At 48.1% G+C, this 19,712-nt stretch carries 13 protein-coding genes; 11 read left to right on the top strand and 2 right to left on the bottom strand.

Going from position 1 to position 19,712, the window contains the following annotated elements; all coding sequences use genetic code 11:
* Positions 1–15 precede the first annotated feature (15 nt).
* The 6 genes from uidA to ACLD72_RS00715 all read left to right on the top strand — a co-directional run bounded on the left by uidA (position 16) and on the right by ACLD72_RS00715 (position 10,933).
* Complete coding sequence (gene uidA, locus ACLD72_RS00690) at positions 16–1,818, top strand: beta-glucuronidase (RefSeq protein ID WP_410995139.1); 1,803 nt, start codon at positions 16–18, stop codon at positions 1,816–1,818.
* A gap of 217 nt (positions 1,819–2,035) precedes the next feature.
* A complete protein-coding gene (locus tag ACLD72_RS00695; RefSeq protein WP_458475454.1) occupies positions 2,036–2,968 on the top strand; it encodes a nucleoside hydrolase in 933 nt (310 codons plus the stop codon).
* The gene (locus ACLD72_RS00700; RefSeq protein WP_410995137.1) at positions 2,952–4,748 is read left to right on the top strand and encodes a family 43 glycosylhydrolase; all 1,797 of its coding nucleotides are present in this window, start codon (positions 2,952–2,954) and stop codon (positions 4,746–4,748) included. Before ACLD72_RS00695 ends, ACLD72_RS00700 begins: the two co-directional genes overlap by 17 nt.
* A gap of 238 nt (positions 4,749–4,986) precedes the next feature.
* Positions 4,987–7,065 (top strand): beta-galactosidase, encoded by a 2,079-nt coding sequence (locus ACLD72_RS00705; RefSeq protein ID WP_410995136.1) that lies wholly within the window; start codon positions 4,987–4,989, stop codon positions 7,063–7,065.
* Between the two features lie 252 nt (positions 7,066–7,317).
* Positions 7,318–9,333 (top strand): beta-galactosidase, encoded by a 2,016-nt coding sequence (locus tag ACLD72_RS00710; RefSeq protein ID WP_410995135.1) that lies wholly within the window; start codon positions 7,318–7,320, stop codon positions 9,331–9,333.
* 19 nt (positions 9,334–9,352) lie between these two features.
* Entirely contained in the window at positions 9,353–10,933 is a 1,581-nt protein-coding gene (locus ACLD72_RS00715; RefSeq protein ID WP_410995134.1) for a glycoside hydrolase family 43 protein, read from the top strand.
* Between the two features lie 551 nt (positions 10,934–11,484).
* Here ACLD72_RS00715 and ACLD72_RS00720 read toward each other — a convergent pair.
* Positions 11,485–12,240, bottom strand: a complete 756-nt coding sequence (locus ACLD72_RS00720) for a class I SAM-dependent methyltransferase (protein WP_410995132.1) — start codon at positions 12,238–12,240, stop codon at positions 11,485–11,487.
* Between the two features lie 147 nt (positions 12,241–12,387).
* On the opposite strand from ACLD72_RS00720, the gene ACLD72_RS00725 reads away from it, so the two are divergent.
* The 5 genes from ACLD72_RS00725 to ACLD72_RS00745 are packed head-to-tail and all read left to right on the top strand — an operon-like array spanning position 12,388 to position 17,299.
* On the top strand, positions 12,388–13,989 hold the full coding sequence (locus tag ACLD72_RS00725; protein WP_410995131.1) for an ABC transporter substrate-binding protein: 1,602 nt from the start codon (positions 12,388–12,390) through the stop codon (positions 13,987–13,989).
* A complete protein-coding gene (locus tag ACLD72_RS00730) occupies positions 13,989–14,936 on the top strand; it encodes an ABC transporter permease (RefSeq protein WP_410995130.1) in 948 nt (315 codons plus the stop codon). Before ACLD72_RS00725 ends, ACLD72_RS00730 begins: the two co-directional genes overlap by 1 nt.
* Positions 14,936–15,736, top strand: a complete 801-nt coding sequence (locus ACLD72_RS00735) for an ABC transporter permease (RefSeq protein WP_458475455.1) — start codon at positions 14,936–14,938, stop codon at positions 15,734–15,736. Before ACLD72_RS00730 ends, ACLD72_RS00735 begins: the two co-directional genes overlap by 1 nt.
* Positions 15,736–16,590 (top strand): ABC transporter ATP-binding protein, encoded by an 855-nt coding sequence (locus ACLD72_RS00740; RefSeq protein ID WP_410995127.1) that lies wholly within the window; start codon positions 15,736–15,738, stop codon positions 16,588–16,590. The genes ACLD72_RS00735 and ACLD72_RS00740 overlap by 1 nt, the downstream gene beginning before the upstream one ends.
* Entirely contained in the window at positions 16,535–17,299 is a 765-nt protein-coding gene (locus tag ACLD72_RS00745; RefSeq protein ID WP_410995126.1) for an ABC transporter ATP-binding protein, read from the top strand. The genes ACLD72_RS00740 and ACLD72_RS00745 overlap by 56 nt, the downstream gene beginning before the upstream one ends.
* On the opposite strand, the gene ACLD72_RS00750 is transcribed toward ACLD72_RS00745, so the two are convergent.
* A complete protein-coding gene (locus tag ACLD72_RS00750; protein WP_410995125.1) occupies positions 17,264–19,621 on the bottom strand; it encodes a helix-turn-helix domain-containing protein in 2,358 nt (785 codons plus the stop codon). The genes ACLD72_RS00745 and ACLD72_RS00750 overlap by 36 nt on opposite strands.
* Positions 19,622–19,712: the final 91 nt, after the last annotated feature.

Genomic DNA, 19,712 nt, shown 5'->3' on the forward strand with positions numbered 1-19,712 from the left:
AAAGGGGCCGAATGAATGTTATATCCTATTATAACGGAAACACGTGCAATACTGGACTTGAATGGTGTTTGGAATTTTAAACTTGACTCTGGAAACGGCTTTGCCGATGAGTGGTATTCAAGGAAACTGACTGACACTATACCGATGGCGGTGCCTTCTTCCTATAACGATATAGGCGTCACTTCTGATATCCGGAACCATATCGGCTGGGTTTGGTATGAAAGGGAGTTTGCAGTTCCCAATCTGCTTCGATCCCAGCGCCTTGTCTTGCGGCTCGGCTCAGCTACACATGAAGCAAGGGTTTATGTGAACGGGGAACTGGTTATGGAGCACAAAGGCGGGTTCACCCCGTTCGAAGCCGAAATCAATCGGTTTTTACAAAATGGAAATAACCGGTTGACCGTTGCGGTAAACAATATTGTAAACCATTCCACCCTACCTGTCGGACACTATACCGAAAAAGAAATCGATGGGCATGGGAAAATTATTCAAAACACCCCGAATTTCGATTTTTTTAACTATTCGGGAATCCATCGGCCAGTCAAGATTTACGCCACTCCGCAAACGTATGTAAACGATATTTCAATCGTTACTGACTATGCGAACTTTACTGGAATTATAACATACAAGTTGGATATTGTCGGTGATGCCCAAGCGAGAGTAAGTATTATCGACGAATCCGATTTTATTGTTGCACAAGAAGCTGGCTTGAAAGGTACTTTTAGCATCCAGAACGTCAAGTTGTGGGAACCGTTGAATGCTTATCTTTACACTTTAAAAGTAGAACTATTGAAGGGCGTAGAAGTCGTTGATGTGTATGAACAGCCTTTCGGTGTAAGAACTGTAGAAGTCAAAGACGGCAAATTCATGATTAATAATAAGCCATTTTATTTTAAAGGATGCGGAAAACACGAGGATTCTCCCATTAACGGAAGAGGGTTCAACGAATCTGTAAATGTTATGGACCTTCATTTAATGAGGTGGATGGGTGCCAACTCTTTTCGGACATCACATTATCCATACTCCGAGGAACTCATGCGTCTGGCTGATCGTGAAGGTTTTGTCGTTATCGATGAAGTGCCGGCCGTTGGCTTAAACTTAAACTTCAATGCATTCACGGGTGTGGGCAGCGGGAATAGCAGCACAACTTGGGAAAGAATCAAGACACACGAGGCTCATCGCGAGGTCATTCGAGAGCTGGTGGCACGGGATAAGAATCATGCGTGTGTAGTTATGTGGTGCGTGGCAAACGAACCAGGGGCGGAAGAGGAAGGAGCATACGAATACTTCAAGCCGCTGGTGGAGTTGACCAAAGACTGTGATCCCCAAAAAAGACCGGTTACAATCACGACGATGATAAAATCCACCCCTAAAAATTGCAAAATCGCAGATCTAGTGGACGTTCTGGCTCTGAACCGATATTACGGATGGTATTACGATGTTGGTGAGTTAGAAATTGCAAAAATTCATCTTCGAGAGGAATTAGATGGCTGGAATAAGCGATGTCCGGGAAAGCCAATCATAATGGCGGAATTTGGTGCCGATACAATTGTCGGGTTCCACGAAGTTGATCCTGTTATGTTCACTGAAGAGTTTCAAGTGGAATACTTGCGTATCAATCATGAGGTTTTTGATGAATTCGACAATTTTATAGGAGAACATGTTTGGGTCTTTGCTGATTTTAATACAAGCCAGGGTGTCAGACGGGTGCAAGGAAACAAGAAAGGGATCTTTACGCGTGAAAGAAAGCCCAAATTTGCAGTTCATGAACTGCGAAAGAGATGGAATACCATTTCTGACTTTGGATACAAAAGGTAGAAGATTTTACTCTGATCGGGCCGCTGCAGCAGGTTCCCGATGTACACTAGGAAGGCGACGACGTCCTTAAAGAAGACTCCCTTAGGGACATTCTCCACGTTACCTCGGACAGAGCTGCAGTTGCTGACTTCGCTCGCATCAAGCCAGCGCCCCCTCGATTTAATGATTGTTTAATAGCAGGAAGGACTGAAGGTTTTCAAGAAAGGTGCCATTTATGATGAAGCATACATTTAATGTGCCAGACCTCAAAAAGATCCGTTTGATCGTGAACAGTGATGCCAAGAACGAAGCGGACGACCAATATGCAATCGTTCATGCATTGTTAACATCCCAATTTATCGTGAAAGGCTTGATTGGCGCCCATTTTGGTGAGGAGAGAAGTCAAACCTCAATGATGGACAGTGTGAAAGAAATCGAACTTCTGTTGGACCTCATGGGTTTGTCGGGGGAATATCCTGTTCTTTGTGGAGCCGAACGCGCCATGCAAGACGAGCGGACACCAGTCTTGTCCGAGGGTGCAGAGCTTATTGTGCGAGAAGCCATGTCCAATGATCAGAGGCCCTTGTTCGTGATTTTCCTCGGGGCCATCACAGATCTGGCTACGGCGTATCTCATGAACCCGGCGATTGCCGATCGTTTAACAGCGGTATGGATCGGAGGAGGAGCTTGGCCGGATGGTGGAGCGGAATTCAACCTAGGGAACGACATTCACGCAGCAAACGTCGTATTCAGCTCTCCGATCCCTCTGTGGCAGATTCCTAGAAACGTGTACAGCAAGATGCGGGTCAGCATCACCGAATTAAAACGAAGAGTAGAACCATGCGGCACGATTGGTCGATACTTATATCACCAATTGTTGGAAACCTATCAGAAATGGGAAACCAATCTGGATTGGCCAAGGGGGGAAATGTGGACCTTGGGAGATTCCCCAGCGGTAGGATTGCTAATGCACGACCAACCTTATGATTATGATTTGAAACCCGCCCCCCGGGTATCTCCGGACATGACTTATGTTCATTATCAAAAGGAGAGACGAATCAGGGTATATCGAGATATCGATGTCCGGTTTATTTTGGAAGATATGTATGCCAAATTAGAGTTCTTTAAAGCCAATAAAGTGGGAGAAGGCACTAATGAAATATGTATGTAATCCGATGAATATCGAATATAAGTATCAGTTTGTCGACTATGAAAAGATGAGTGTTTATAGAGAAGCGGCGGACCCTTCGCTAATCATGTTTAAGGGGAGATACTACCTTTTTCCATCAATGACAGCCGGATTTCTTTCTAGTGCTAATTTGGTAGAGTGGGACTTCCATTCCCTGCAGGACGTACCGATTTATGACTATGCTCCAGACGTACGTGTAATGGGGGAATATATATATTTTTCCGCATCTTCCAAAAGTAAAAACTGCTCCTTTTTCAGGACAAAAGATCCGGTCAAAGGTGAGTTTGAAGAAATCCCCGGAGATTTTCCTTTCTGGGACCCGAATCTGTTCGTTGATCATGATGGCCGAATTTATTTCTACTGGGGCTGTTCCAACATAACGCCGATATATGGGATTGAGCTAAATCCTGAAAGCATGAAACCGCTAGGTAAGCCGGTCGAACTTATTTATGGCAAGCCATCGGTACATGGTTATGAAAGAACCGGTGAAAATCATATTTTCGGCAAAACTGCGGAACAAATTGAAGAAATGGTTCAAGCCTATGCGAAAAGCGGAAACGTGCCCGATGAAAAGGTAAAGATGTTTAGGATTGCTGTTGGCAGTGATCCGTACATTGAGGGTCCGTGGATGGATAAATATAACGGTAAATATTATTTACAGTATTCCAGCCCTGCAACAGAAAATAATATTTACGGAGATGGTGTTTACGTATCCGACAAACCGTTGGGACCGTTTATTCTAGCTAAAAACAATCCTTACTCGTATAAGCCGGGGGGATTTATACCGGGTGCCGGCCATGGCTCAACAATGGAAGATAAGTTTGGAAATTGGTGGCATGCTGCAAGTATGAGAGTCAGCGTCAATCATCCATTTGAAAGACGTATAGGGCTGTGGCCTGCAGGCTTTGATCAAGATGGAGAATTATTCTGCAATCAACGATATGGCGATTGGCCTATGAAGCTGGAACAGGCAAGGATGGACCCCTGGGGCGATCCCGAGTGGATGCTGCTCTCCTATGGAAAGCCCGCCTATGCATCTTCCTCTGAAGAAGGATATGAAGCTTCGAAGGCCACGAATGAAAATGTTCAAAATTGGTGGAAAGCGGCGTCCAATCAGCCGGGGGAATGGCTTGAAGTTGATTTGAAACATGTATGTGATGTGCGTGCCGTGCAAATCAATTTTGCAGATGACCATTTGCACCTTCCGTTTCCTGAGGGTGCAACAATAATGGAAAACGGAGAATTGAGAAAAATGAGAAGATACATTGACGAACGGAAGCATGTTACCCGTTGGCTCCTGGAAGGATCGGTTGACGGAACAGAATATTTCGTCATCGAAAATAAATTGGACGCAGATTCCGATTTGCCGCATGATCTCATTGTGACGGATAGCGGCATCAAGGCAAGGTATATCCGCTGCACGGTAAAAGAACTCCCCTATAACCAACAGGCGTGTATTTCCGGTCTTCGTATTTTTGGAATCGGCGAGGGGGACTTCCCTGGCAGGGTAAGCGGAGTCCAAACCGGACTTTTAAGCGAACTGGATCTTTCCGTATCGTGGGATCGAGACCATGCTACCGGACACAACGTGCTTTGGGGATTCGCGCCGGATAAGCTTTATCATAGTCATATGGTGTTCGGCAGTAATCAGTTGACGATTCGAGCTTTAGTCAAAGGCCAGCCGGTATATGTCCGAGTGGATGCCTTCAATGAAAGAGGGATCACCGAGGGCGAGGTGCATAAAGCGGTCTATATATGTTGAACTAAAGAAATTAGCGAGTTAGGCAAGAGTGTGGAATGATTCTGAAGAAACGGCAGTGGTCGCCTTTGAGAGCGGATTTCTACAGTATCTGAATTTAGTTCAATTAGAGAAATCCGCGAACAACAGCGATCGTAAGAACATTTCACACGGCTGCCCTATCACGTACAATCATTAGTTCAACTTATATAGGTAGAGAGTCAATTGATCGCAACTTGCTATATCAAGGAGGGAACCGAACATGACACAAGATGATCGCGACTGGAGAACGGAACAATTTCGTCTTGGCGCATGTTATTATCCGGAGCATTGGCCGGAGCTTCTTTGGGAAGATGATTTTAAGCGGATGAAGGAGCTCGGTTTTTCGGTAATTCGTATGGCAGAGTTCGCCTGGTCGATCTTCGAGCCGGAGGAGGGCCGCTTCGAGTTCGAGCTGTTCGACCGGGCGATCGATCTGGCGCACAGGCATGGCATGCTTGTCATTCTGGGAACGCCGACGGCGACACCGCCGGCGTGGCTCACCGCCAAGTATCCTGAAAGTTTGAACGCCAAGCAGGACGGTACGTTATACCGGCATGGGCATCGCCGTCACTACAACTACAATGCGCCTGTCTACCGTACACTTACCGCGCGGATTGTTACGCAGTTGGCAGAACACTACAGGGACCATCCGGCAGTGGTCGGATGGCAGATCGACAACGAGTTCAACTGCGAAGTCAACAACTTCTATTCCGAAGCCGATCACGCAGCGTTCCGCGTTTGGCTGCAGGAGAAATACGGCAGCCTTCATGCCCTGAACCAGGAATGGGGTACAGTGTTCTGGAATCAGACATATACGGACTGGTCGCAGGTGTTTTTGACTCGGCCGACAGCGGGCGGTTCATCGAACCCGCATCTGGCGCTTGATGAGAAGCGCTTCTTCTCGGACAGCGCGATTTCCTATGCCCAGCTTCAATCGGACATTTTGCGGGAAAAAGCGCCGAAGCAATGGGTCACGACAAACGGGATGTTCGGTCACCTGGACAGTCACCGGCTGACGGACGATGCCTTGGACGTGTTCGCCTACGATTCGTATCCGAATTTCAGCACGATTCAGCCGGATCAAGGCGAGCGGCCGCTGCTGGACCGCAAGTGGAGCCTGAATTTGAGTGCAGTACGCGACGTTTCGCCGAATTTCATCGTCATGGAGCAGCAATCCGGCCCCGGGGGATCGGCGGGCCGCTTGAAGATGCCTTCGCCGAAGCCGGGTCAGATGCGGCTCTGGACCTATCAATCGATCGCCCATGGTGCCGATATGGTGCTCTATTTCCGCTGGCGGACGGCAACCATGGGAACGGAGATGTACTGGCACGGCATTAACGATTATCATAACCGGCCGAACCGCCGCGTCGAGGAAGCCGGCCGCATCGGCAGCGAATTGCGGCGGATCGGCGGGGTTTTGCTTGGTTCCACTTACCAAGCCGAGGTGGCCATACTGAAGGATTACGACAATGAATGGGACGGCGAGCTGGATGTGTGGCACGGACCGCTTGCAGGGAAAAGCGTCCTGGCATGGTACAAAGCGCTGCAGCGCCACCATATCCCGGCTGACACGAAGTACATTCGTTCCTCGACGACTGTAGAGGATTTAGTCAAATACCGTGTGCTTGTCTATCCGCACCCGGCCATTATGGCGGAGTCGACGGCGGCGCTGCTTAAGCAGTACGTCGAGAGCGGAGGGACGCTTGTGCTTGGCTGCCGCAGCGGCTACAAGGATATGACGGGGCAGTGCTATATGCTGCCGTTTCCGGGAACGCTTGCCGATTTGTGCGGGATTGAGGTGGAAGACTTTACGCTGATCGGACCAATGCAGCAGGCGCCGGATATACAATGGGAAGGCGGCGCTGTCCTTAAAGGAGACGCTTTTGCGGACATTTTGCGCGTGACATCGGACAGCGCCGAAGTGCTGGCTGCTTATGCATCCGAATATTATGCGGGCAAGCCTGCTCTCGTACGATGCAAGCGTGGCGAAGGGAGCTCGTATTACTACGGAAGCGTGTTTACCGAAGCGGTAGCCGGCGCGCTGCTTGATGAGATCGGACTGACGTCCCCGGCTGCGGAATGGGCCGAGTTGCCCGAGGATGTAGAGCTGGCCATCCGAACGCATGCAGAAACGCAAAAAAGCTACGCCTTTTTAATGAACTATGCTCATACGGAGCAGACGGTCACTTTTCGGGTCCCCAAGCGCGATCTGCTCACGGAAAAAGTCCTGCAAGGCGCTTTTGCGATGCAGCCTTTCGAGGTGTGCGTTATCGAGCTTTCCGGGATGGAGCAGCACTGAGCTTAAAGTGAGTGTTTAAAAAGTCGGGTTTTCAGGACCGAGAAGGTTGAATGAAGCTAGGGACTGAGTAGCGGAGCGTAGGCAAACCTACGTGAGCAACTGAAATGTTTCCGAAGGAAACATGCTTCGGAAGCATGCGCTAGGCCCGGCTGAATTCAAGATTCGACGTCGAATCCACTCCATGAACTGTTTCGTCATGGAAAGACGACTTTTTAAACAACCTCTAAAAACAAGATTATTGAGGTGAAAAACATGATTCATGTTGGCACAAACTACCATCCTCATGATTGGCCGCGCGAGCGTTGGCCGGTAGATATTCGCATGATGAAGGAGTCAGGATTCAAGCTTGTACGTCTTGGACATTTGTGCTGGGACAGCTTCGAGCCATCAGAAGGCAATTTTGATTTCCAATGGTTCGATGAAGTGATGAATTTGTTCACGGAGGCGAACATGCGCGTGGTTCTGGATATCGCCACTCGTCCGGCGCCGACGTGGCTGCATAAGAAGTATCCCGCCATCAATCTCACAGACCGCAACGGGCATCGGCTGCAGCCGGTGCACCGTTACATGGAGGATGTGGGCAACCCGGTATTTCGGGAATTCGCGTACCGATTCGCCGAGACGCTGGTCAAGCGGTATGGCGGTCATCCTGCGCTGTATGCGTTCGGCCTGTGTAATGAAGTTGGCAGCGGTATGCCCACTTTCTCGAAAGAAGCCCGCCAGCGTTACGTTGAGTGGCTGAGAGCAAAATACGGCAGGGTGGAAGAATTGAATCGTGCTTGGGCTGCGCAAAGATGGTCCCGTAAGCTGAACAGCTTCGAAGATGCCGAATTTCCGGTTTCCGGGGAAAAGAACGGATCGCCGGAGAGAATGCTGGATATGCGGCGGTTTTTCTCGGATGAGCAGCTCTCCTATCTGCAGGAATTAAGCAGGATCGTCCGGCAGCACGCTCCGAATGCACGGGAAACGACGAACCATTGGGGCGAAAACCCTGTGCTGGGCTTCGATTATTTGAAAGTATACCGGCAGATCTTCGATTTGCCAGGGGTCGGCTTCTATCCCGGCGTCAATCCGGAAGACCGCAACGCGCTGTTTGGCGCATGCTTTACGATGAATCACCGGATCGGCGAGAAGGATGAGAGCATGTGGTGTCTGGAATTCCAGACCGGGTCCAACGGAGCTTATGCACCTCCGAAAGGCGTATTGCGCATGTATGCTTACCTGTCATTGTTGTTCCGTTCGGAAGCGGTATGCGCCTGGACGTGGAGATCCATGCTGGGCGGTGAAGAGCAGTATCTCTACGGGCTGCTCGATCACGACGGCCTTCCCGGAAGAAAGTTGGACGAATTCCGCCAATTTGCCTGCGAGATGGATAAACTGAAGCCAATCGGGTTGCCTTATCAGTCCAGGCCGGAAGTAGCGCTTGCTTATTCCTTCGAATCGTTTAAAGTGTCCGAGAATCAAACAGGATATTACAAAACGGCTTATCTGGATCAAATGATGCAGACGTTTCTGGCGTTGTGCGAAGACAATGTGGACTGCAATGTGGTGGACCTACGGCAAATCGACAAGGAATACAAGCTGTTGATCGTTCCCGGCCACTGCATTATGGACGAGGCATCCGCCCATTCGATCAGGCAGTTCACGGAACAAGGCGGGACTGTCATCATGACCGCTTATTCGGCCAAAGTGGATGAGCATAATCGCGTGTTTGGCACATCCATGCCCGGAAGGCTTGGCGATGTGTTCGGCATTCGCGCGAATGCGTTCGAGCGTCCGGTTTACCATCATTCCGATATGAATGAAGGCGGACTTCAGAAGCAGAAGATGGACCTGCGGCGTGAATCGCCGCAAATTCGTTTGAATGGCCGGACATTCGATGATCCGATCGATTATTATGAAATTTTGGAGCCTGCTACAGCGGAAGTTTTGGCTACGCTCACTAATTTGGAGAAAGAGTTACCTGCGGTTACCGTTAATGCATACGGAAAGGGGAAAGCGGTCTATGTGGCTGTTCCGGCTCAGGTTGACCTCATACAAGCGTTGTTGAACCATTTCTACGCGCAGCTCCATATTCAGAAGGGACCGGAAACGCCGCAGGGCGTATCTGCGCGGCAGATCGGCGATTATGTACTGTATGTGAATACAACGTCCTCGGAGCGGCATGTTTCGATTCCCACTCCTGGACAAGGCATGTTGATGGGCCGAAACTACGAGAGCGATTTATGCCTGGGCCCGTATGAGGTAGAAGTTTTGAAAAAGAACTGACTATCAGGAGGAATCCAGAATGAATTTCATAACAAATCCGATCCTGCCCGGCTTTAACCCTGATCCATCTATTGTTCGCGTCGGAGACGATTATTTTATCGCCACATCGACCTTTGAGTGGTTTCCCGGGATACAAATTCATCATTCCAAAGATTTAATTCACTGGAGAGTCTTGACTCATCCGCTCAATCGGATATCACAGCTTGATATGCTGGGCAACGTAAATTCCGGGGGAGTTTGGGCGCCTTGTTTGAGTTACGAAAACGGGATCTTTTACTTAATTTATACGGATGTTAAGTCACGAAAAGGGGCCTTCAAGGATACGCATAACTATTTGGTGACTTCAACCGATATCATGGGGCCGTGGTCGGAACCCGTTTATTTAAACAGCAGCGGTTTTGACCCTTCTTTGTTTCATGATGATGATGGCCGCAAATGGCTGTTGAATATGATCTGGGACTTCCGCAAAGGGAGGAACCAGTTCGGGGGGATCGTTATTCAGGAATACTCTCCAGCGGAGAAAAAATTAATCGGCCCGGTGACCAGCATTTTTCGAGGAACCGAGCTTGGGCGGACGGAAGGTCCGCATCTCTACAAACGTAATGGCTATTACTATCTGCTAACCGCCGAGGGCGGAACGAAATACGAGCACGCCGCCACTCTGGCAAGATCGGCTTCTATTTTCGGGCCTTATGAGGTGGCTCCCCATAACCCGATTCTGACAAGCTTCGGCTATCCCGAATTGTCGCTCCAAAAAGCGGGACATGCGTCCTTGGTCGAAACCCAAGCGGGCGAGTGGTATTTGGCCCATCTTTGTGCAAGACCTACGGCTGAACGCTATTGCACCTTGGGCCGGGAAACGGCGCTGCAGCGCTGCTATTGGGATGAAGACGATTGGCTGCGGCTGGATGGCGCGGGGAATATTCCAAGCTTAGAGGTGAAAGCTCCGAATCTGCCGGCTCACCCGTTTGAGACCGAACCTGAAAGAGATGATTTTGACGAACCGCAGCTTCGCATCCAGTGGAACACGCTTCGCATTCCGCCGGATTCAAGCTGGCTCTCCTTAAGTGAAAGGAAAGGGTACTTGCGTCTAAAAGGGATGGAATCGCTAAGTTCATGGCATAGACAAAGCCTTGTGGCTCGGCGGCAGCAGGCCTTTTGCTGCGAGGCTGAAACGGAGATCGAGTTTAACCCGGAGCATTTTCAGCAAATGGCCGGCTTAATTCTATATTATGATACGGATGATTACGTCTACCTGAGAATAACGCATTTGGAAGGGGCGGGAAGGGTGCTTGGGATCATCCAAACCGTACAAGGGGAGTACAACGAGCTTCTTGAAGCGGATGTTCCGCTTCCGGACGATGGACCGGTCAAGTTAAAGGCGACACTAAACCGTGAGAAACTGCAGTTTTCGTATGCTGCCACTGGTTCTGAATGGAAGCCAGTAGGCCCGGAAATCAATATTCTCCACCTTTCGGATGATAGCGCCAATCCTCTCCGGTTTACGGGAACCTTCATTGGAATGTGCGCGCAGGACTTAAGCGGTACTCGCAAACATGCCGATTTTGATTATTTTATTTACAGGGAAGAGGGCTCTTGATGCTAAGGGACTCCAGAGGCGCTATCTGCGCAAAAACCGGAGGTATGCAAAATTAACGGGCAGAGATGACGCTGATTTTCCTCGAATTGGCCTGAGGTGAGCTTGTTTAGAGAGAAATAAGGTCATTTGGGTCCGTTAGGCATTAGCGTTGCATTAACTTTTGCTCAAGATTTCCCGTAAAAGCAGACCGGAAATCTAACGGTTGTAGCAGTGGCTATTTTCCGAAAAAAAGACCTATTCTAAATTCTAACGGTTGTGAGCGTTGTTATTGGCCTGAATCTAAGCAAAATAACCGGATTTAAGTGAAATAAGCGTCATGGCAACCGTTAGAATTTGAAATCAACGTTTTTGGAACAAATAGTGCTTGTGGCATCCGTTAGAAAATTTGTGTGGCTAGAAAATGTATCTTGTTAGATCAGATTTGATGCAACGCTAGTGTGTTAGGCTGGGAAATACCCGGGAAATGGGCGAATAACGCCGCTGGAGTCCGTTAGAGCAGCGTCATCCCTTCAAATCACTCCAAAGAGCCGTAAATAGACGCCGCAAGGCGTCTATTTTTCGGCAACGATCGCAAACATAGGTCTGTGGCGGTTTAGGATTTTTTCGCCAGCACTATAAAATTCAGCATCGAATCCCTCATGGACTTGGATTTTAGTAAAACCAATAAACTTAAGCATTTCGCTGTCCCATCCCGGTCTTCTTACGTAGGTCAATGGCAAGGTAAGCGCCAGTTGATCTCCTTCCTCGATGTCTTTCTCTTCGCGGTACGGCAAGTAACCTAACTCGATCGCCTCCTCCTTAGCCTTGCTGAAAAGCTCCGCCTCCTGGGGATTGCTCAAAAACAAATTCCAATTTGCATCGAAAATAATAACTTGGCCCCCGCCGCCCAGCATCCCATGCCAATTTTGATAAGCCGCAACAGGATTGTATAGAAACCAGGTGACGTTCCTGGAAATGATGATATCAAATGTTTCTTCTGTCTGATATTCGATGATATCCGTCTCCATAATCTTGATATTGCAGTTGTATTTTTGCGCATTTTGTTTAGCTCTGACTACCATTTCAGGCGAGGAGTCGATGGCGGTAACCAGGTGCCCCATACGGCTAAGCAAAACCGCAAAAAATCCAGGCCCCGTTCCAACATCGAGGATTTTTAAATTCCGTTTTCCGGATAAAAGATCACTCAGAATCGCGTTCCATTGATCATATGTATCCGTTGCAAATTCGGTATTTACGATTTCATCATACACCTCTGCTCCTTTGTCCCAATAATCACGATATTGTTGTGCAAGTTTATGCTCAGTCATTAACCGGGTCTCCTTTATTAAAAAAATATGTTGCAAATCGTAACGATTACGATTAATAATAAACAAAGATTACTCCGTATGCAAGTGGTCATGATCTTTGCAGCGGTTTAATCACTAACATCGCAGGAGAGAAGTAGGAGGAGAGAGATGTTTAGCAGATATAGTTTCAGTGTTGCCGCCATTTTGACGTTGTTGTTGCTTATGGGATGCTCACAAGCCAAAAGCACGGTTTCCGGTTCCGGCCAAGAAGCGGACAAACAAATCGTTGTAGCAGTAACCCAGGATACTGAAGGAGATAAACTGGATGCCGCGACGTACAATGGAACACGGCATGTGCATGCCGCTATATATGATGCACTTGTGGAATATGAAGGGGAAGGCAAAATTGCCCCCAGCTTGGCCGAATCATGGGAAATCTCCGATGACGGAAAGACCTATACTTTTCATCTAAGAAAACAAGTGAAATTCTCGGACGGCAGTCCATTGAATTCAACGGCCGTTAAGTTTTCTTTGGAGCGGGCGGTCAGCAGAGAAGAGAATACTACGCTTGAAATATCCCGTTTACTAGAAAAAATAGAAACCCCTGATGACAACACAGTCGTCCTTACGTTTAAAGAAACCGCAACGCAAGTATTGTATGAGCTTAGTCAGGCGAGGCCTTTTCGGATTATGAGTCCAAACGCGGTGGCTCCTGCGGGAGATGTGAACGGAGAATTTCACCAAGCGATCGGCACGGGGCCTTGGAAAATAGGCAGCTATCAGCAAGGAGTTGAGACGGTTCTGGTTGCCAACGAGTTTTATTGGTTGGAGAAACCAGCGGAGTATTCGCTTGTTTTTAAAGTCATTACGGATCCGCAGGCAAGGGTGCTTGCGCTGCAATCCGGAGAGGTAGATCTCGCAGGTGGGGAAGTTGGCAATATTCCGGCGGAAAGTCTAAGTGTTTTTCAGAATAACGATAAGTATGTGGTGGAAACGGGCACCAGTACGATGTCGTATTTTTTGGTCATCAACCAAAACAATGCGGCTCTATCGGATAAAAATATACGCCAGGCCATCAATTACGGAAATGATACGAGTAAATTTGCAGATGGAAGCGGTGAGCCGGTCAAAGGGTTGTTTCAAGAGAAAGTCGCCTTTGTAACGGACGATAACCAGCCTTTTTATCCTTATAGCCCGGAGAAGGCAAAACAATTGTTTGAAGCCTCGGGCTACGAATGGAATGAGAAAAAGCAGCTTTACGAGAAAGACGGACAAGTCCTGCAGCTGCGGTTGGTGATCCAAACGGAAGAATATCCGGAGTGGAAAGAGATGGCGGAAATTTTTCAGGACAACATGAAGCAGATCGGCATCCAAGTAAGCATTGTGAACCAGGAAAGGGCAGCTTACTACGATACGTTATGGAGCAGCAAGGATTATGACCTGCTTATGTATCGGACTTATACGGATGCTCAATTGCCGTATCGCTTCCTGTCTTCTTTATTCTACAGTTCGCCATCCACGCCGGGCGTTGCTTATCAAGACCAGCAATTGTCGGACCTGCTGGATCAGATTGCTTCTACCGTCTCGGCAGAGCAGCAGCAGGCGTTATTTGACCAAGTATTCCTTCGCATGCATGAGGAAGCGATGTCGGTGCCGATCTACTACGCCAAGCAAACCTTTGTTCATAAGCGCGAACTGACCGGCTTTACTTTCAATGCCATAGAAGACGATCCTTTAAAGTGGCATCACTTGAAGAAGGAAGCACAATAATGCTGCGTTCCATTACCCATCGTCTGTTGATGTTAATGCTCACGTTTGTCCTGTTTTCATTGTTCGTCTTCACACTAATGCGTCTGGCGCCGGGGGATCCGGCGTCGATGATGCTGCTAAACATTGGAGCGGTGCCGGAGCAATCGTTGGTGGCTCATTTGCAGGCGCAATGGGGGCTTGATCAATCGTTTATTCAGCAATACATGGCTTGGATTGTTCAGTTATTTCAAGGAGAACTGGGGAATTCTTTTATGTCCGGCGAACCGGTGTTAAACGAAATCATGGACCGTTTAGACCCGACGTTCGGACTGATTGCAGGCTCCTTTTTGCTTACGATATTTATTTCAATTCCAGCAGGAATTTGGTTAGGGTTAAATGCAGGCTCAATTCCGGATCGCGTGGTTTATTCGGTAACCATTTTAGGGTTGTCGATCCCCTTATATTGGCTTGCTATTCTTCTCATGTACGCTTTCGGTGTGATCTGGCCGATTCTTCCGATTGTCGGAAGCTCCTCCGTACAGCATTATGTGCTTCCGGTAACGGCGATTTCCCTGGTCCAAAGCGTTTACTTCATTCGGATGGTGCGCTCATACACCGTTCAATACAGTAAATTCGCTTATATTGAAGCGGCAAAAGCCAGAGGTTTGCGGCCCGCTATCTTTTATCCGGCTTATTTATTCCGCGCCATGTTCATCCCGATAATGACGTTAATCACGACTAGCTTACCGAGTTTTTTTGGAGCCTCAATCATTACGGAAACGATTTTTAGTTTTCCGGGGTTCAGCAAATATATGCTCGAGGCGATATACCGCCGTGATTTTCCCGTCATTCAGGGGAGCGCGCTGCTGGTGGCCGCTTTTATATTTGTGTTTCATTTTGTGACCGATATCCTTTATTTTTTGGCCGATCCGCGTGTTCATCTTGACAAACAGAGGTGGGAACTATGATGAATCTCGTTCGGGCGAATAAACTTCCAACAACGGCTTTGTTGTTTATAGTGGTTCTTATTGTTACCGGGCTGAGCGCATCATGGATTTCACCTTACGACCCGTTCCAAACCAATCATCAAGCAAAGCTGCTTCCTCCAAGCCTTGCTCATCCGTTTGGAACGGATTATCTGGGAAGAGATTTGTTGAGCCGGGTGATTCACGGGATCAGCGACTCCGTGTTCCCCGTTTTCATAGTTCTCAGCGTCGTCATGTTGATCGGACTGTTCGTTGGCACGCTGAGCGCTTTTTGGGGGAATAAGCTTGACCTGTTGATGATGAGTGTGACGGATATTTTTACGGCCTTGCCGAATGTCCTGCTCACCATTGTGGTGGTTGGTTTTCTCGGTTTTGGCATGGAGAATGTGTATTTCGCGGTGATTCTTTCCTGGTGGGCCAAGTACGTAAGATTAATTCGCGGTTTGATCCATGATGTGAAAAAGGAGCCGTATATTATCGCCAGCAGGGTAAGCGGATCGTTTGGCATGAGAACGATAATCCGGCATATGATCCCGAATATCGCCCCGCAGCTTGGAACCATGCTGATTTTGGATGTAAGCAAGGTGATTCTAACTTTATCCGGTTTATCCTTCTTAGGAATTGGCGCGCAGCCGCCTTCACCCGAATGGGGTGTGATGTTGTTGGATGGGAAAAATTATTTACAGGTTGCGCCATGGATGGGGTTTTTCCCGGGTTTTATGATTTTTCTGACAGCCTGTTCGTTCCAGATTGTTGGCGAGCGGCTCAGGAGGGAGAAGTAATGGATGCCGCAGTAGAAATAAAACATCTGAATATTAGAAACGCAAATGGTCAATCGCTTGTGCATAACAGCAGTTTTTGTTTGGAACCGGGGAAAACTTACTGCTTATTGGGAGAAAGCGGAAGCGGTAAGACGTTAACCAGTAAAGCCATTTTAGGAATGCTTCCTGCCGATCTGCAAATGTCGGGCGATATCCTGTTGCGCGGCAAAAACCTGAATCGTTTATCCCAAAAGGACTGGCGTAAAATCAGGGGGAGACATGTGGGCGTCATTTTTCAGCACCCAGAACAAGCATTGCATCCAGCGATTCCGATTGGCAGACAATTATGTGATCTTATGCTTAGTCATTTACCGGTATCGAGGCATGAGGCTGAGAAACAAGCGGAAAAGATGCTGTCTCAAGTGTTCTTGAAAGATACGGCGCATATGATGAAAAGTTATTCTTATGAGCTGAGCGGCGGAATGAATCAACGTGTCATGATTGCGATGGCGCTTCTGTTAAAACCTGAAGTTGTCATCGCCGATGAACCGACGAGCGCGCTTGATGTCACAACCCAGGCTGAAGTCATCTCCTTATTGCATCATCTGATATTGGAGCTGAACATGAGTATGTTGTTTATTACGCACGACATACTCCTGGCAAGTTATCTTGCGGATACGATCGGTGTGATGCGTGACGGAGAAATCATAGAGCAGGGAAGGGCCGAGCGAATATTAGGACAACCCGAGCATGAATATACCAAGCAATTATGCAGGTATCGATCGCAAAGGCTCCTTAGCAAAGGAGGTGCCAGCCCGAATGCTTCAAGTTCAACAACTGTGCAAAGAAATGAATGGAAAGCAAATTCTGAGTGACATCAATTTTACTATCGAAGATGGAGAGTCCCTTGCCATCGTAGGCGAGAGCGGCAGCGGCAAATCAACGCTGGCCCAGCTGATTATGGCCTTAAAGCAACCGACTTCGGGTCAAATTATATTTAACGGGCAACACCTGCCCGGCAAAGGAATAAAACCGTATAAAGAGTGGTATCGCGATATTCAGATTGTTTTTCAAAATACAGCCTCAACATTAAACCCGGCGATGAGCTTGTTTCAGTGCTTGGAAGAACCGTTAAAGAACTTTACAAGCTTGAACAGAACGGAACGTAAAAACAGAATTGTAGAGTATTTAGACAAGGTAGGGCTTCGTGAGGAGCTTCTTAGATACCGGCCAGGTAAATTAAGCGGGGGCCAGTATCAAAGAGCTTGCCTGGCCAAAGCACTGATCATTCATCCCAAACTATTGATCTGTGATGAAATTGTCTCGAACCTTGATATCGTATTACAACAGCGGATCATCGAACTGCTTAAGTCCATTCAGCAGGAACAAGGGTTGTCTCTTCTGTTCATTACCCATGATCTCTCGCTTGTGCCCGGACTGTGCCAAGATATTATAGTGATGAAAGACGGGAAAAAGATCGAGCAATTTCATACTTCCGACCTCCATAATGAGAGCGCGCGCGACGCCTATACGATCACGTTGCTTAAATCAACCGAAATGCTTGAAACCGAATTTTTCGCCTAATTCTCCAGCGCTTTCAGGACTTTTCATCGCCACCTGCTCGCGGAAGGCAGAGGGAGTCAAGCCATACTTTTTCTTGAACAACGTGGAGAAGTAAGTGATATTGTACATGCCAACCGATTCACTGATTTTAGCTATAGTCTCATGGGTGGAAGCAAGCAAATCCTTTGCTTTCTCCAGCCTGGTGTGGTTCAGGTATTCACTGAACGATTGCCGGGTTGCTCCTTTGAACAGCTTTCCTAGATAGCTGGGCGACAGGCCGGCGAAGTTGGACACCAGCTCCAGAGATAAATTCGGCTCGGCGTAATGCTCCTGGATGTAATTTTGTACCTTCTCAATGATAACATTATGCTTCTGGGCATTCATCCAGTGATTCTTCTCTTCGATTAATGCGCAGATATTGAAACAATACCGCTGGAAGATGTCTTTGATTTCCGTCAGATGTTCGGCGGATTCAATATCGGTCACCGCAACCAGATACTCGTTGAAATTGGAATCCGGCACATGCTGTAAATAGTCAAAGTGTTTGAGCAAGGACAACATGAGCTGGATGCTGTAGGTAATGACCTGATTGATTGAGCCGTATGAGATTTGTTCTACGAATTGTCCGATTGCATCCCGGATAGGCTCCGGCTTGCCGGACTGCACAGCATCGACTAGCTTCTTCTCGTAGACGCCGGGATAGCTCAAGGCCATCATCATATGGGGGCGCGTTGCTAGGGCATCCAGAATCGATTCCTTTCCGTAGAGCAGTCGATATTTAACATACTGCTGCGCCGAAGTATAGGAGGAAGGGATATTCTTCCTGCCATAGCTTATATCCCCTATGCCGATGGATACCGTCACCTTAAAGTAACGATTCAAAAAGCTCTGAATATTGCGCAACGCGGGCTTGAGCTCCTCCGGCGTTTGGTTTTTCGCGCACTGAAGGATCGCGGCGGCTTCATTCTCCCCCATTATCAGGTAATCACATGCCCCGATATGCTCCAGCACCTCTTTTGCAATATTGCCTAAGGCGAAGCGCAGCAGCGGCTGGTGATCCGCCTCCTTCCTCCCTCTTACCGGCTCCAGCTCATTGATTTTGAATACCAGCACGCAAAAATAAGGCCCGGACACCTTCTCGTCGATATCCCGAATTAGTTCGCTCGGAACTGAGTATTCCAGCGGATGTCCTCGGAGCAATGAGTGCAGATAATGCTCACGGATCGTTCGGGAGGAGCGATTGATCACGAACTGCATCGATTTTTCGCGTTCCTCCAAGGAATGGAAAACCTCGGCCATCATCTTATATTCATCGATGAACGGCAAACCCGAGACCGGTGAATCCGTGTCAGGCATGATCTTCCCAAGCAGCGTCGATAACGGCCTATAAATGCTCTTGGTCAGAAAAATAGAGATCAGTAGACCTGTCAATACGATCCCGGCCGTCACAAGCAGCGTAACGCTGCGGAGCCGGTCAATGTTGGAGATAAGCCCGGAATAGGGGAAAGCGCTTACAAAATACCAGTTCATTTCCTCCGATTTCACATAAGTGACCAGATGCTTTTTATTATGAATATTTGCTGTGAAGCTGTTCACCTCCTTGTCCTGACTCAGAATTTGCTGCACATACTGTTCCTTGGACAAATCCTCCAGGAACAAATTTGAATCGGTATGGGAGAGCACTTTGCCCTCGTTGTTAATGACGAAAACGTTATTGGCGGCATCCGCTTTGCTGATCTTACGGATCGTCGTCAGAATGGACTGCTCTTCCACATTAATGTAGATGAGCGGGCTGTCGGAGGTCTGAAATGAAAAATCCGGGTACAGCAAAAAGGTTAGGAGCTGCAGTGGCGCATCGTTGTTGTGGTCGGCAACGGTCAGGCTACGCGGATAGAATTCCATGTACCGCTCCGCGCTGAGGGTTGTGAGCGAGGAGTCGAATGGAAGCCCGGCTGTATCGACTGTTGTTCCCGTAGAAGGCCTGTAGATCCCAATGCTGTAAATATAAGGATATAAGCTTGCGATCTGGGACATTTGTTGAAAAATATGATAATTGCTTACCTTGTCCTCCGACGTGTCGTTCAGGAACGAGATGATCTCCGGCTGGATGAGTAGCGCATTGCCGATTGTCGTGACTTGGTTATAGACCACGTCAGAGGCGTAAGTGATTTGGGACAACATGGCTTTGGAATTGCGGTCTATCTCCTTGACGGCGCTTCTGGAGAAGAGCTGAAAGAGGACACCGGACAGCAGACTGACGGTTATAAGAACGAGCAGGAAATATGAGATCGTCAGTTTTTGAAACGCCTTGTAGCGAACAAGCTGATTCATGGTGGTCCGCATGAAGAATTCCTCCCAATGCTGCTAATGTAACCTCTTCACTATAGAACATATTCAGCTAAAAAGGTACCCCATCACGTAAAAATGAAAGCCA

The sequence above is a fragment of the Paenibacillus lacisediminis genome, assembly GCF_046567315.2.

What these genes read in the sequence shown, in the direction of transcription:
- uidA (WP_410995139.1), top strand. Translation starts at nt 16, where the DNA reads ATGTTATATCCTATTATAACGGAAACACGTGCAATACTGGACTTGAAT.
- ACLD72_RS00695 (WP_458475454.1), top strand. Translation starts at nt 2,036, where the DNA reads ATGAAGCATACATTTAATGTGCCAGACCTCAAAAAGATCCGTTTGATC.
- ACLD72_RS00700 (WP_410995137.1), top strand. Translation starts at nt 2,952, where the DNA reads ATGAAATATGTATGTAATCCGATGAATATCGAATATAAGTATCAGTTT.
- ACLD72_RS00705 (WP_410995136.1), top strand. Translation starts at nt 4,987, where the DNA reads ATGACACAAGATGATCGCGACTGGAGAACGGAACAATTTCGTCTTGGC.
- ACLD72_RS00710 (WP_410995135.1), top strand. Translation starts at nt 7,318, where the DNA reads ATGATTCATGTTGGCACAAACTACCATCCTCATGATTGGCCGCGCGAG.
- ACLD72_RS00715 (WP_410995134.1), top strand. Translation starts at nt 9,353, where the DNA reads ATGAATTTCATAACAAATCCGATCCTGCCCGGCTTTAACCCTGATCCA.
- ACLD72_RS00720 (WP_410995132.1), bottom strand. Translation starts at nt 12,240, where the DNA reads ATGACTGAGCATAAACTTGCACAACAATATCGTGATTATTGGGACAAA.
- ACLD72_RS00725 (WP_410995131.1), top strand. Translation starts at nt 12,388, where the DNA reads ATGTTTAGCAGATATAGTTTCAGTGTTGCCGCCATTTTGACGTTGTTG.
- ACLD72_RS00730 (WP_410995130.1), top strand. Translation starts at nt 13,989, where the DNA reads ATGCTGCGTTCCATTACCCATCGTCTGTTGATGTTAATGCTCACGTTT.
- ACLD72_RS00735 (WP_458475455.1), top strand. Translation starts at nt 14,936, where the DNA reads ATGAATCTCGTTCGGGCGAATAAACTTCCAACAACGGCTTTGTTGTTT.
- ACLD72_RS00740 (WP_410995127.1), top strand. Translation starts at nt 15,736, where the DNA reads ATGGATGCCGCAGTAGAAATAAAACATCTGAATATTAGAAACGCAAAT.
- ACLD72_RS00745 (WP_410995126.1), top strand. Translation starts at nt 16,535, where the DNA reads ATGCTTCAAGTTCAACAACTGTGCAAAGAAATGAATGGAAAGCAAATT.
- ACLD72_RS00750 (WP_410995125.1), bottom strand. Translation starts at nt 19,621, where the DNA reads ATGCGGACCACCATGAATCAGCTTGTTCGCTACAAGGCGTTTCAAAAA.